11 protein-coding genes are annotated in these 12,598 nt (G+C 71.8%); 6 read left to right on the plus strand and 5 right to left on the minus strand.

Features of this window, described 5'->3' with window-relative positions:
- Window positions 1–116 precede the first annotated feature (116 nt).
- The gene (locus tag ACZ4D5_RS30920) at window positions 117–1,856 is read left to right on the plus strand and encodes an N-acyl-D-amino-acid deacylase family protein (RefSeq protein WP_467775750.1); all 1,740 of its coding nucleotides are present in this window, start codon (window positions 117–119) and stop codon (window positions 1,854–1,856) included.
- Window positions 1,853–3,328, plus strand: a complete 1,476-nt coding sequence (locus tag ACZ4D5_RS30925) for an aldehyde dehydrogenase family protein (RefSeq protein WP_467775751.1) — start codon at window positions 1,853–1,855, stop codon at window positions 3,326–3,328. Before ACZ4D5_RS30920 ends, ACZ4D5_RS30925 begins: the two co-directional genes overlap by 4 nt.
- A gap of 15 nt (window positions 3,329–3,343) precedes the next feature.
- On the opposite strand, the gene ACZ4D5_RS30930 is transcribed toward ACZ4D5_RS30925, so the two are convergent.
- A complete protein-coding gene (locus tag ACZ4D5_RS30930; RefSeq protein ID WP_467775752.1) occupies window positions 3,344–4,219 on the minus strand; it encodes a helix-turn-helix domain-containing protein in 876 nt (291 codons plus the stop codon).
- A 208-nt stretch (window positions 4,220–4,427) separates the two neighbouring features.
- Between ACZ4D5_RS30930 and ACZ4D5_RS30935 the strand changes: the two genes are divergently transcribed.
- The gene (locus ACZ4D5_RS30935; protein ID WP_467775753.1) at window positions 4,428–4,838 is read left to right on the plus strand and encodes an ATP-binding protein; all 411 of its coding nucleotides are present in this window, start codon (window positions 4,428–4,430) and stop codon (window positions 4,836–4,838) included.
- A 108-nt stretch (window positions 4,839–4,946) separates the two neighbouring features.
- Here ACZ4D5_RS30935 and ACZ4D5_RS30940 read toward each other — a convergent pair whose 3' ends face one another.
- The 4 genes from ACZ4D5_RS30940 to ACZ4D5_RS30955 form a co-directional block, all read right to left on the minus strand.
- Window positions 4,947–6,509 (minus strand): CehA/McbA family metallohydrolase, encoded by a 1,563-nt coding sequence (locus ACZ4D5_RS30940; protein ID WP_467776031.1) that lies wholly within the window; start codon window positions 6,507–6,509, stop codon window positions 4,947–4,949.
- A 98-nt stretch (window positions 6,510–6,607) separates the two neighbouring features.
- A complete protein-coding gene (locus tag ACZ4D5_RS30945; protein ID WP_467775754.1) occupies window positions 6,608–6,928 on the minus strand; it encodes a hypothetical protein in 321 nt (106 codons plus the stop codon).
- A gap of 45 nt (window positions 6,929–6,973) precedes the next feature.
- Window positions 6,974–7,363: an antibiotic biosynthesis monooxygenase family protein gene (locus ACZ4D5_RS30950; RefSeq protein WP_467775755.1), complete on the minus strand. Its 390-nt coding sequence runs from the start codon at window positions 7,361–7,363 to the stop codon at window positions 6,974–6,976.
- Between the two features lie 56 nt (window positions 7,364–7,419).
- The gene (locus ACZ4D5_RS30955; protein ID WP_467775756.1) at window positions 7,420–7,905 is read right to left on the minus strand and encodes a hypothetical protein; all 486 of its coding nucleotides are present in this window, start codon (window positions 7,903–7,905) and stop codon (window positions 7,420–7,422) included.
- Between the two features lie 260 nt (window positions 7,906–8,165).
- On the opposite strand from ACZ4D5_RS30955, the gene ACZ4D5_RS30960 reads away from it, so the two are divergent.
- From ACZ4D5_RS30960 to ACZ4D5_RS30970, 3 genes are all read left to right on the plus strand, one after another.
- Window positions 8,166–8,819: a hypothetical protein gene (locus ACZ4D5_RS30960; protein WP_467775757.1), complete on the plus strand. Its 654-nt coding sequence runs from the start codon at window positions 8,166–8,168 to the stop codon at window positions 8,817–8,819.
- 148 nt (window positions 8,820–8,967) lie between these two features.
- Window positions 8,968–9,837 carry a TIGR03619 family F420-dependent LLM class oxidoreductase gene (locus ACZ4D5_RS30965; RefSeq protein ID WP_467775758.1) on the plus strand — a complete coding sequence of 290 codons (870 nt, stop codon included), beginning with the start codon at window positions 8,968–8,970 and terminating at the stop codon, window positions 9,835–9,837.
- A gap of 112 nt (window positions 9,838–9,949) precedes the next feature.
- Complete coding sequence (locus ACZ4D5_RS30970; RefSeq protein WP_467775759.1) at window positions 9,950–12,556, plus strand: bifunctional FO biosynthesis protein CofGH; 2,607 nt, start codon at window positions 9,950–9,952, stop codon at window positions 12,554–12,556.
- The last annotated feature ends 42 nt before the right edge of the window (window positions 12,557–12,598 follow it).

Raw genomic sequence — 12,598 nt, forward strand, 5'->3', positions numbered from 1 at the left:
CAGAGCCACCCCGGCTTCCCCTCCCGGACGGAAGCCGGGGTTCCGGCACGCCCGCACCCCGCACCGCACCCCAGCAAGCGAGAGCAGCAGCACGCAGGACAGGGAGGGACAACGCCATGCTCGACCACCTCATCAAGGGCGCCACCGTCGTCGACGGGACCGGCGCCCCCGCGCGCGTCGCCGACGTCGGCATACGGGACGGGCGGATCGCGGTCGTCGCCGAGCCGGGATCCGTCGACGAGGAGGCCCGGACCAGTGAGGACGCCCGGGGACGGGTGCTCGCGCCCGGGTTCGTCGATCCGCACACCCACTACGACGCGCAGCTGTTCTGGGATCCGTACGCGACGCCCTCGCTCAACCACGGCGTGACGACCGTCGCGGGCGGCAACTGCGGCTTCACCCTCGCCCCGTTGAACCCCGCGCGGCCCGAGGACGCCGACTACACGCGGCGGATGATGGCCAAGGTGGAGGGCATGTCGCTGGTCGCGCTCGAAGAGGGCGCGCCCTGGTCGTGGAGTTCGTTCGGGGAGTACCTGGACGCGCTGGACGGCCGGATCGCCGTCAACGCCGGTTTCATGGTGGGACACTGCGCGCTGCGGCGGTACGTGATGGGCGCCGACGCGGTCGGTGGACAGCCCACGCCCGCGCAGCTGGAGGAGATGCTCGCCCTCTTCCACGAGGCGATGGACGCCGGCGCCTGGGGACTGTCCACCACCCAGTCCTCCACGCACTCCGACGGCGACGGGCAGCCGGTCGCCTCGCGGCACGCCAAGCCCGACGAACTGCTCGCGCTCTCCCGCGCGGTCGCCGAGCACGAGGGCACCCAGCTGGAGGCCATCGTCGCGGGCTGCCTCGACCAGTTCAGCGACGACGAGATCGACCTCTTCGTGGAGATGAGCGCGGCGGCCGGACGGCCCCTGAACTGGAACGTCCTCACCATCGACTCCGCCGTCCCCGAGCGCGTGCCGCGCCAGCTCGTCGCGAGCGAGCGCGCCCGCAAGGCCGGCGGCCGCATCGTCGCCCTCACCATGCCGATCCTCACGCCCATGAACATGTCGCTCGGCACCTTCTGCGCCCTCAACCTCATCCCCGGCTGGGGCGAGATCCTCGGCCTGCCCGTTCCCGAGCGCATCGGGAAGCTGCGGGACCCGGACGTGCGCGCCGAGATGCTGCGGCGCGCGGCGAGCAAGGAGGCGGGCGTCTTCCGGCGCCTCACCGACTTCGGCCGTTACGTCATCGGGGACACGTACTCGGCGGCGAACGAGGGCCTGACCGGGCGCGTGGTGCGCGACATCGCGGCCGAGCGCGGCCAGGAGCCCTTCGAGTGCCTCGTCGAGATCTGTGCCAACGACGGGATGCGTACGGTTCTTTGGCCGATGCCGACCGACAACGACGCGGAGTCCTGGGCGCTGCGGCAGGAGGCCTGGCAGCACGAGGACGTCATGCTGGGCGGCTCCGACGCGGGCGCGCATCTGGACCGCATGTGCGGAGCCCCGTACACGACCCGGTTCATCGGGGACTGTCTGCGCGGCCGCAAGCTGGTGGGCCTCGAACAGGCCGTCAAGATGCTCACCGACGACCCCGCGCGGCTCTTCGGGCTTCGCGAGCGCGGCAGGATCGCCGAGGGCTACCACGCCGACCTCGTCCTCTTCGACCCGGAGCGGATCGACGCGGGCAAGGCCACGCTCGTCCACGACCTGCCGGGCGACAGCCCGCGCCTGGACTCCAGGGCGATCGGCGTCGACGCGGTCTGGGTCAACGGCGTCGAGGCGATCCGCGGGGACGTGGTGACGGGCGCGGTGCCGGGGCAGGTGCTGCGGTCGGGGCGCGACACCAGGACGGTGAGCACCAAGTGACCAAGGACCAGCGGCTGTTCATCGGCGGCGAGTGGACCGAGCCGGACGCCGGGCACTACGAGGTGGTGAACCCCGCCACCGAGGAGGTCGTCGGCCTCGCGCCCGAGGCGAGCGGGGCGCAGGTCCGCGCGGCGGCCTCGGCGGCGCGGGAGGCCTTCGGGAGCTGGTCGCGGACGGCGCCCGAGGAGCGGGCGGCGATCCTGGACCGCGCGGCGGCCGTTTTGCGCAGGGACTTCGAGCGGCACGCCGACCTGGCCTGCGCCGAGAGCGGGGCGACGGCGGGGACGGCGCGGGGCATGCAGGTGGCGGTGGCGGTGGCCCGCTTCCACCGGTACGCGAAGGGGGCCCTGGAACCGGTCGAGGCGGGGTTGCCGCCGCAGATCAACGAGGCCGGGCCGATGGGGAAGGCGGGCGTCGTGGGGGCGCTCGCGCTGCGCCGCCCTGTCGGCGTCGTCACCTGCATCACCTCGTACAACAACCCGTGGGCGAATCCGGCGGGCAAGGTCGCGCCCGCGCTGGCCATGGGCAACACCGTCGTGGTGAAACCGGCGCCGCAGGATCCGCTGTCGGTGTACGGGATGGCGGCCGCGCTGGAGGAGGCGGGGGTGCCGCCGGGCGTGGTCAACGTCGTCTCGGGGCGGGACGTGGCCGTGGGCGAGGCGGCGGTCGACTCGCCGGACGTCGACATGGTGAGCTTCACCGGGTCGACGGCGGTGGGACAGCGGATCGGCGAGGTCTGCGGGCGCGGCATGAAGCGGCAGCTGATGGAGCTGGGCGGCAAGGGCGCGGCGATCGTCTTCGACGACGCGGATCTGGACGCGGCGGTGGCGGGGATCGGGACGACGTTCTCCTTCTACAGCGGCCAGATCTGTACGGCGCCGACGCGGGTCATCGTCCAACGGGGCGTGTACGAGCGGCTGCTGGAGAAGCTGACGGCGTACATCGGCTACCTGAAGATCGGTGACCCGAGGGAGAAGGGGACGGTCGTCGGCCCCGTCATCTCTGCGGCGCACCGGGACCGGATCGAGTCGTACGTGGATCTGGGCCGCAAGGAGGGCGCGCGCGTGGTGGCGGGCGGTGAACGCCCGTCGTTCGCCAAGGGGTTCTACGTCGCCCCGACGCTCCTCGCCGACTGCACGAACGACATGCGGGTGGTGCGGGAGGAGATCTTCGGCCCGGTGGTGGTCGTCGTCCCCTTCGACGCGGACGGCCCCGAGGAGGCGGAGGAGACGGCGCTGGCCCTCGCCGACGACAGCGACTTCGGCCTCATCGACTACGTCTGGTCGGGGGACGTGGCCCGCGCCTTCCGGGTGGCGCGGCGGCTGCGGGCGGGCGGCGTGGGCGTCAACACGATCGCCCGCAACATGGAGGCCCCGTTCGGCGGCTTCAAGAAGAGCGGAGTGGGCCGCGACGTCGGCTCCTACGCCCTGCACGCGTACAGCGAACTGCAGTCGATCGTGTGGCCGGGGTGAGGCCTGTGGTGAGCCTCAGCTCTCGTGCTCCGTGTCCGGGATGTCCCGCAGCGTCCCGTGCAAGAAGGCCAGCGTCCGGTCCGGGGTGAGGGCGGCGGACCTGAGCGCCTCGAAGATCCGGGCGTGCTCGGCCATGGCCGCCGGATCGTCGTAGAGGACCGTGCTCGTCGTCGTGTCGACGGCGACGACCTCGGGCGCCGGTTCCGGGCCGAACGTGAACTGGACGAAGTGCGACGTCATGTGGGCGCCCCGCCACTCGGTGGCCGGGAGCACCTGGACGCTGACGTTCTGGCGCCGGGCCACGTTCAGGATGTGGAGCAGTTGCTCGCGGTGCACGGTGCGGGACGGCATCGGGGAGGTGAGCGCGGGCTCCCAGATCACGGCCGCGAACCGGGCGCCGTCCTCCTCGATGACGCGTCTGCGCCTCTGCCGGATGGCCGTCATCTCGTCCACCGCCTCGGGCGAGTGGGCGGTGAGGCCGGACTCCATCAGCGTGCGCACATAGCCGTCGGTCTGCAGCAGGCCGGGGACGAAGAGCGGCTGCCAGGTGCGGATGTACGTGGCGTCCGCTTCGAGGGTGATGATGTCCGCGTGCTCGGGCTCGGCGGCCAAGGGGTAGTCCATCCACCATCCGCGCCGGTGGGAGTCCCTGGCCAGCTGTTCTAACCGGGCCTGCACCTCGCGGTCCCTGACCCCGTACAGCTCCAGCATGAGCCGCACGTCTCCGGGCCGCGCGGAGACCAGCCCGGCCTCGATGCGGCTTACCTTGGTCTTGGACCCCACGATGTGATCCGCCGCGTGCTGCTGATCGAGCTTCGCGGCCTCCCGGTACTTCCTGAGGGCGGCGCCGAGGCGCCGGCTGCGGACCGTCGGCCGCCCACCTGCTGGCATGAACCCTCCTCCACTCCTTCCCGCCAGTCTGCTGCCAACTGCGTGCGAATGTCAGCGAGTTGGCGGCACGGCGTCACCCGCAACTTTGCGTTCCCAGTTCGATTGCGCGTTGATCGACTCGCCCTCTACCGTGAGGTGCGTCACTCGGCGTGATGCCTGATCGGCGCATGGTGATCACGACCCCGCCTGCCCGTCCCCTGGAGGACGCATGTCCGGACGTACGCGTACCCAGAGGTTCCGCCTCCGCAGGGACTCCGTCGCCGCCGCTCGGCGGTGCGTCGAAGTGACGCTCGGGGAGTGGAGGCTGCGAGGGCTCGTCGAGACCGTCGCGCTGGTCGTCAGCGAGCTGGCCACCAACGCCGTCGTCCACGCCAAGGGCATCGGGGAGTTCTTCGAACTGACCCTGCGCCGCAGGGACGCCGTGCTCGTGGTCGAGGTCTCGGACTCCTGCCGGTGGCGGATGCCGGAGATGACGAAACCGGAGCCGGACGACACGGCGGGCCGCGGCCTGCTGGTCGTCGACGCGGTCGCCCAGACCTGGGGCGTGCGCCCACGCGAGGCGGGCAAGACGGTGTGGGCGCACCTGCCGCTGCGGAGCCGCTTCGAGGAGACCTGGTGAGGGCGTGCGGGGCGGTCGGCATGGGCCGCCGGGGATCCCCGGCGGCCCCGTCGCCTCGTCGTCCCGGTGCGCGACAGGCGCGAGATCCGATCCGTCGGCCGGAACCGACTACGCCCTGCGCCCCAGGAAGATCGGGTTCGTGAACGCGGCCAGCGGACCCGGCAGGCCCGGCACGACGGGTGCGTGGCGGACCTCGGCCCGGACGTACGCCGCGTAAGAGGCCGTCGTGCGCCACTCCACCGTCCCCGTGCCGGACTCCGGCAGCGCGGCGCTCGTGAACAGGACGCCCTGGTCGGTGACGAAGCGGACCGTGCGGCCGGGGGCGCCCGTCACCTCCAGGCGGACCGTGACCGGGGCGTCGCGGTCGACGGCGAGGCGCTCGCCGATGCCCGCGTGGGCGCCCTTGCCGCCCGCTGCGGTGAAGGCCAGTGACACGTCCTTCGACTCGGCGACGTAGGAGCGGCCCTCGCGGATGCCCGCCTGGATGGCCTCGCGGGTCAGGTCGTCGGCGAGCACGACCGTCTGCGGTCCGCCGATGCGGTCCGGGTCGCGGTGCGCGTCGCTGTTGCCCATCGCCGGGATCCACGGCTTCCCGCCCCGCACCGAGGCGACCAGCATGCTGTCCCAGTCGGCGAGCGACACCTCGTCGTCCGGGGTGTACGGGCCGTTCCAGACCTCCACCGCGTCCGCCTCGCCGAAGCCGAACTTCCAGTTGCAGCCGACGCAGGTGGCGTGCGGATGGGCGGGGACGACCAGGCCGCCCGTCTCGCGGATCCGACGCGCGTACCTGCCGAAGCGGTTGTCGCGCGCGCGGTAGCGCCAGTCGACGAACGTGCCGGGGTCCACGCCGAGGGCGACCACGTGGCCGTTGCGGGTCGTGACCTCCTCGCCGAGCATGATCAGCAGGTCGTCACCCGCCAGATCGGCCCAATGGGCGTGCGCGGAGTGGGTGTTGTGCTCCGAGCTGTTGATGAAGTCGAGGCCCGCGGCGCGTGCGAGGGCGGCGATCTCGGCGAGGGTGCGCCTGCCGTCCGAGTACACCGAGTGCAGATGGCAGTCGCCGCGGTACCAGGCGCGGCCGCGGCCCTTCGCGCGCTCGGGCGGGTAGGACGGCTTCGGCGTCCTGCCGGACTCCCCGTAGGTGAGGGTGATCGTCACCTCGTACGGGAGGCCGTCGGGGGCGACGGTGTAGGGGCCGAGGGCGATGTTCCACTCGCCGGGCCTCACCGGGCCCGGGAGGTAGCCGGGCGTGGCCTCGTCCGCGCGGATGAAGAACTCGGTGCGCGCGCCGCCGGACCAGCCGCGGAAGCCTCTGCCGCCGAGCTCCGTGCCGCGCTCGTCGAAGATGCCGATGTCCAGGGCGTTGCCCGCGGTGCCGGCCGGGACGGTCGGCTTCTCGTAGGTGTACGCGACGTGGATCTCCCGTACGCCGCGCGGGACTTCGACCGGGAGGTACACGTAGTCCGGCGATCCGGTGGGCAGGGTGCCGCGGACCGTCCTCTTCTCCTTGGTCCCCGGGGAGGGGGTGTCGCGCCGCTCGGCGCCGCTGGCGAAGCTCACGCTGTTCAACGTAAGCGCGGCGGCGGCTCCCGTCACGAACAGTCCGCGCCGGTTCATTCCCTTGGGTACGGGGCGTACGGGGTCTTGGGCGTGCACGGCGTCCTCACACATGCTGCGGCTCCCCAGGGTGTCGTCGGTGACGTGGGTGGTGCGGGGCAACCCTGGTATTGAGCCGTGAACTGTGCGTCAAGGGAAGGTGATTGACGGACCTACGTCCGGCGGCGGCGCATCGCGAGGAACGTGATGAGGACGACGAGGACGAACACGACGGCGATGATCCCGCCGATCAGCCCGAAGGACGTGCCCTTCTTCTTGTGCTTGCGCGGCTTCGGCTTCTGCTTCTGCTCGGCGGTCGTCGGGCCGGCCTGCGCGGCGGCCGCGGTGGTGTCCGACGCGCTGTGCGTCGCCGGGACGGCGGACTGTGCCGAGGCGGCGTACGACGTGACGGGCGCGGCGTACGCCGTGACAGGTGCCGCGCCGCCGAGCAGTACGCCGGTCAGCAGCAGAGCGGTGGTGAAGCGCAGTCGCATGACGGAACCCCCGACTTCCCCGGCGTACACCGGACTTGGCGCATGCTAGGTCAATCGGGGCGCTTCGTCACCCGCGCACGGCCAGGGCGCCGCGACCTCGACGGCGACGTCGTACAGCGCCGGGTTCGGCGTGACCGTCCCCTTGGCCTCGTCGCGCGCGGCCTGGGTGCGGGAGGCGAAGGCGGGGTCGGCGGTGGCGGCCGTGTACGCCTCCTCGCTCTCCCAGTGGGAGACGTTGACGAGCTGGAAGCGGGAGTCCGTCGAACGCGCCCTGTGGAGGCGGGAGTCGAGGAATCCCGGCTTTCCCGCCATGAGGCGGACCCGCTTCTCCCATCCGGCGATGAACCCGTCGATCTCGGATTCGTCGATCTCGAAGACGTTGATGAAGGTGACGGGCTGGTCGGAAGTGCTGTTCCCCTGGCTGTCTGTGGTCATGTAGGCAGCCTATTCATCGCTACCAACAAGCGTGTGGGCAGGGGCGGTTGGCCCGATCAGTCGTCGTCGCGTTCAAAGGTGTGGAAGTCGCAGACGTCCGGGTCGCCGACGATGGTGTAGATCCGCGGGTCGTCCTTCGAGCCCGCGATGTCGTACGACGGACTGTCGTACCCCGAGTGGATGTCTCCGCCGTCGAAGGTGAACGTGATGTCGCCGTCGAAATCATCGCGCTTCGGTGCGAGCTTCCAAGTCCCCTTCCTCGAAAGCAGCTTGACGTCGGGGTCCGGCCAGTCGGCGAGACTGTCTCGATTCTCGAAGTCCGGCCAGTCGGAGGCGGTGAACGTTCCGTCGGACTCAAGAGTCAGGGAGCCCCCCGTCGGGGTGGCCCGGTAGGTGCCGGTGAGGTCCTTGGCGGTGAGTCCCGCCGGGCGGTCGCCCTCGGGGCCGCATCGCGTGTACCGCGCAAAGCATCCGGTCGTCGTCACCGTGCTCGCCATGACCAGCGCCAGAGCTCCGGCCCACGTCGTGATCCGTATCCGCATAGTGCCCCCCTCGCCCCAAAGGCGACGTAACGTCGCGCATATGAACGAAGTATCCCAAGGGGCCTTTGGGGTCGCCTCGGCGGGGTCCCTTGAAGCGGGGGGGGGTGCGCCGCCCGGGGTACGGCGCCTCGCCCGCGCGGCGGAGGCGCCGTGGCCCGGCGGTGGACGTGCGGGAAGGGGGGCGTCGACCAGGATCGGTGGTGCGGGGCCGGCAGTCACCGGGCCCACACCAACCATCCTGTCCAGTAAGGGAGTTACCCGTGTCCAGAAATGTGAAGTCCAGCCGCACCCGCACCCGCACCCTCACCCTCCTCGCCGCTGCCGCCACGCTGGCGGCCACCGCAGGGGTCGCCTCCGCGTCGACGGCACCCACGGCCCGTGGTGCCGACAAGGCCACGAAGGCATCCGCGCCCGCGGATCAGCCCGCCACCTCCCGGCTCAAAGGCTGGGCCCGCGTGGACTACCCGGCGCCCGGCGACGACGTCCAGGTCTCCGTCGACGCCCGCGCCACCTTCAAGAGCGCGCACTGGTCCACGCCCGAGAAGTCCTCCGGCACCTTCCGGATCTACCACCGCTCGCCGAATCCGGAGGGCGGCCCCGACTTCGTCAACTGGGGTGACTTCAAGGTCGACTGCCTCACCACGGGCGGCCCGACCGCGACCGTCACCGGACGTCTCGTGCGCACCGGGGGCAACGTCGACGACTGGGACGGCTACCTGAAGCGGCACGTCCGCATGGGCCTCAGCTTCTACGCCGGCGACGAGCAGAGCGGCGCCCCTGCCCGCGTCGGGATCTCCGGAGGCACCGAGAAGAACGAGCCGATGCTGACCAAGTGCATGGCGCCCGCCGCCGACTCGAAGCTGATCAAGGGAGGCGTCGCCATCCAGGACAAGGCCCCGGTCCGCGCACGCTAGGCGGCTGCGGACACCAGGCGCGCGGCCAGCCTTTTCTGCCGTCGTCTGTTCCTTGGCGCCGCGCCAATCGGCGCATGGCCATGGACCAACCGACCTTCCGGGGATAGGAAGAGTGCCCCGTACCGAACACGCTCGGAGGGACGGACCCGTGCGCATCTCCGCGACGCTCTACATGACCGACAGGACGATCACCCCGGTACGCCTGGCCCAGGAGCTGGAGCGGCGCGGTTACGCCGGGCTCTACCTCCCCGAGCACACCCACATCCCGGTCTCCCGCGAGACCCCCTACCCGGGCGGTGAACTGCCCCCCGAATGCGCCCGCATGCTCAGCCCCCTCGTCGCCCTCGCCCAGGCCGCCGCCGTCACCGAACGGATCGCCCTCGGCACGAACATCGCCCTGGTCGCCCAGCACGACCCCATCGACCTCGCCAAGCAGATCGCGACCCTCGACCACCTCTCCGGCGGCCGCGTCACCCTCGGCATCGGCTACGGCTGGAACCGCGAGGAGGCCGAGGACCACGGCGTGGCCTGGCCGAGGCGGCGGACGGTGGTGCGGGACAGGATGGCGGTCATGCGGGCGCTGTGGGCGGACCGCCCGAAGGCGTACGAGGGCGAGTTCGGCGCCGTCCGCGCGAGCGAGGCCCACCCGAAGCCGGTGCGGGCGCCCCGCGAACGGCTCGCCAGGGACCCGCTGTTCGGGCCGCGCACGCTGATCGGCGGTGCCGCGGGCCCCGGCCTCTTCGCGCACATCGCGGAGTACGCCGACGGCTGGATGCCCATCGGCGGCAGCGGTCTGGGCGAGGCGCTGCCCGCGCTGCGCAAGGCGTGGGCGGACGCGGGGCGCCCGGCCGACGACCTGTACGTGGCGGTGACGGCCGTCGAGCCGGGGCCCGGCAAGCTGGCGCACTACGCGGACCTCGGGGTCGACGAGGCGATCGTGCAGCTGCCGGCGGCGGGGGAGGCCGAGGTGCGCGCGGCGCTGGACGGGCTCGGGCAGTTCGTGGACCCGCACCTGTGACCGGGACTGCCGGAGGTGCGGGGGCTGCCGGAGGTGCCGGGACCGCCGGAGTCACCAGGACCGCCGGAAGTATCTGTACTGGTCATTTGTTCTCGCTCGTATGCTCGGAGACATGACCAACAGCGCGCAGCCCCCCGAGGCCGGACGACCCACCGCGAACGCCATGCGGCGTGCGCTCAGGCGGGCCAGGGACGGCGTCGCGCTCGACGTGACGGAGGCCGCCGTCCTGCTTCAGGCGCGCGGCGAGGACCTCGACGACCTCACGGCGTCCGCGGCCCGGGTGCGCGACGCGGGCCTGGCGGCGGCGGGCCGCCCCGGCGTCATCACGTACTCGAAGAGCGTGTTCATCCCGCTCACCCGGCTCTGCCGCGACAAGTGCCATTACTGCACCTTCGCGACCGTGCCCGGCAAGCTGCGCCGCGCCGGCCACGGCATGTTCATGTCCCCGGACGAGGTCCTGGACATCGCGCGCCGCGGCGCCGAACTCGGCTGCAAGGAAGCCCTGATCACCCTCGGCGACAAGCCGGAGGACCGCTGGCCCGAGGCCCGCGAGTGGCTGGAGGCGGAGGGGTACGACGACACCATCGCGTACGTCCGTGCCATCTCGATCCGCATCCTGGAGGAGACCGGACTCCTGCCGCACCTCAATCCGGGCGTCATGACGTGGACGGACTTCCAGCGGCTCAAGCCGGTCGCGCCCAGCATGGGGATGATGCTGGAGACGACGGCGGAGCGGCTCTGGTCCGAGCCGGGACAGCCGCACCACGGCTCGCCGGACAAGGAACCCGCCGTCCGGCTGCGGGTGCTGGAGGACGCGGGCCGCTCGTCCGTCCCGTTCACCAGCGGGCTGCTGATCGGGATCGGCGAGACGTACGAGGAGCGCGCCGACTCGCTGTTCGCGCTGCGCCGCGTCGCGCGCTCGTACCACGGCATCCAGGAACTGATCATCCAGAACTTCCGCGCCAAGCCGGACACGGCGATGCGCGGCATGCCCGACGCCGAGATCGACGACCTGGTCGCGACGATCGCCGTCGCCCGGCACATCATGGGACCGGCGGGCAACATCCAGGCCCCGCCCAACCTCATCGCCGGTGAGTACGAGCGGCTCATCGGCGCGGGCATCGACGACTGGGGCGGCGTCTCGCCGGTCACGATCGACCACGTCAACCCAGAGAAGCCGTGGCCGCGGCTCGACGAGCTCGCCGAGCGGTCCGCCGCCGCGGGCTTCAGGCTCGCCGAACGCCTGTGCACGTACCCGGAGTTCGTGCAGCGGGGCGAGCCCTGGCTCGACCCGCGCCTGCTGCCGCACGTGCGGGCCCTCGCCGACCCGGAGACGGGCCTCGCGAACCCGGACGCGGTGGTCGAGGGCCACCCCTGGCAGGAGCCCGACGAGGGGTACGTGGCGACGAAGTCGTCGGGGCGCACCGACCTCCACCGCACCATCGACACCACCGGGCGCACCTCCGACCGGCGCGACGACTTCGACGAGGTGTACGGCGACTGGGAGGCTCTGCGCGAGCAGGCGGCGCCCGGCATGGTGCCGTCCCGCATCGACGGCGACGTACGCGCGGCCCTGAAGCAGGCCGCCGACGACCCGACGAAGCTCACGGACGACGAGGCGCTGGCGCTGCTGCACGCGGACGGCCCCGCGCTCGACGCGCTCTGCTCCGTCGCGGACGACATCCGCAAGACGGTCAACGGCGACGACGTCACGTACATCGTCACGCGCAACATCAACTTCACCAACGTCTGTTACACCGGCTGCCGCTTCTGCGCCTTCGCCCAGCGCAGGACCGACGCGGACGCCTACACCCTCTCCCTCGACCAGGTCGCCGACCGGGCCGCGCAGGCCTGGGACGTCGGCGCCGTCGAGGTCTGCATGCAGGGCGGCATCCACCCCGACCTGCCGGGCACCGCGTACTTCGACATCGCGCGCGCGGTGAAGGAGCGGGTGCCGGGCATGCACGTGCACGCCTTCTCGCCGATGGAGGTCGTCAACGGCGCGACCAGGACCGGGCTTTCGATACGTGAGTGGCTGACCGCCGCGAAGGAGGCGGGGCTCGACTCCATCCCCGGGACGGCCGCGGAGATCCTCGACGACGAGGTCCGCTGGGTCCTCACCAAGGGCAAGCTGCCGACGGCCACCTGGATCGAGGTCGTCAAGACCGCGCACGAGCTGGGCATCCGCTCCTCGTCCACGATGATGTACGGCCATGTCGACCAGCCCCGGCACTGGCTCGGCCACTTCCGCACGCTGGCCGCCATCCAGCAGGAGACCGGCGGCTTCACGGAGTTCGTGACGCTGCCCTTCATCCACACGAACGCGCCGGTCTACCTGGCGGGAATCGCCCGGCCCGGCCCGACCACCCGCGACAACCGCGCGGTGACGGCCATGGCGCGCGTCCTGCTGCACCCGCACATCCCCAACATCCAGACCAGCTGGGTGAAGCTGGGCCAGGAGGGCGCCGCGGAGATGCTCAGGTCCGGCGCGAACGACCTGGGCGGCACGCTGATGGAGGAGACCATCTCCCGCATGGCGGGCTCCGGTTACGGCTCCTACCGCTCCATCGAGGACCTCATCGCGATCGCGGACGAGGCGGGCCGCCCGGCGAAGCCGAGGACGACGCTGTACGGGGATGTGCCGGAGGAGCGCCAGAAGGCTGCTCTGGCGTCGGACGGGCATCTGCCGGAGCTGCTGCCGGTGGTGGAAGCCCCGTAAGGGGCGCGAGGAACTGCGCGAGCGACCCGAGCGGGCCCGCGG

The organism is Streptomyces sp. NPDC025651, assembly GCF_055558735.1.

Excerpts from the sequence above, each read along its gene's own strand:
- ACZ4D5_RS30920 (WP_467775750.1), top strand. The coding sequence starts at position 117 with ATGCTCGACCACCTCATCAAGGGCGCCACCGTCGTCGACGGGACCGGC.
- ACZ4D5_RS30930 (WP_467775752.1), bottom strand. The coding sequence starts at position 4,219 with ATGCCAGCAGGTGGGCGGCCGACGGTCCGCAGCCGGCGCCTCGGCGCC.
- ACZ4D5_RS30935 (WP_467775753.1), top strand. The coding sequence starts at position 4,428 with ATGTCCGGACGTACGCGTACCCAGAGGTTCCGCCTCCGCAGGGACTCC.
- ACZ4D5_RS30940 (WP_467776031.1), bottom strand. The coding sequence starts at position 6,509 with ATGTGTGAGGACGCCGTGCACGCCCAAGACCCCGTACGCCCCGTACCC.
- ACZ4D5_RS30945 (WP_467775754.1), bottom strand. The coding sequence starts at position 6,928 with ATGCGACTGCGCTTCACCACCGCTCTGCTGCTGACCGGCGTACTGCTC.
- ACZ4D5_RS30950 (WP_467775755.1), bottom strand. The coding sequence starts at position 7,363 with ATGACCACAGACAGCCAGGGGAACAGCACTTCCGACCAGCCCGTCACC.
- ACZ4D5_RS30955 (WP_467775756.1), bottom strand. The coding sequence starts at position 7,905 with ATGCGGATACGGATCACGACGTGGGCCGGAGCTCTGGCGCTGGTCATG.
- ACZ4D5_RS30970 (WP_467775759.1), top strand. The coding sequence starts at position 9,950 with ATGACCAACAGCGCGCAGCCCCCCGAGGCCGGACGACCCACCGCGAAC.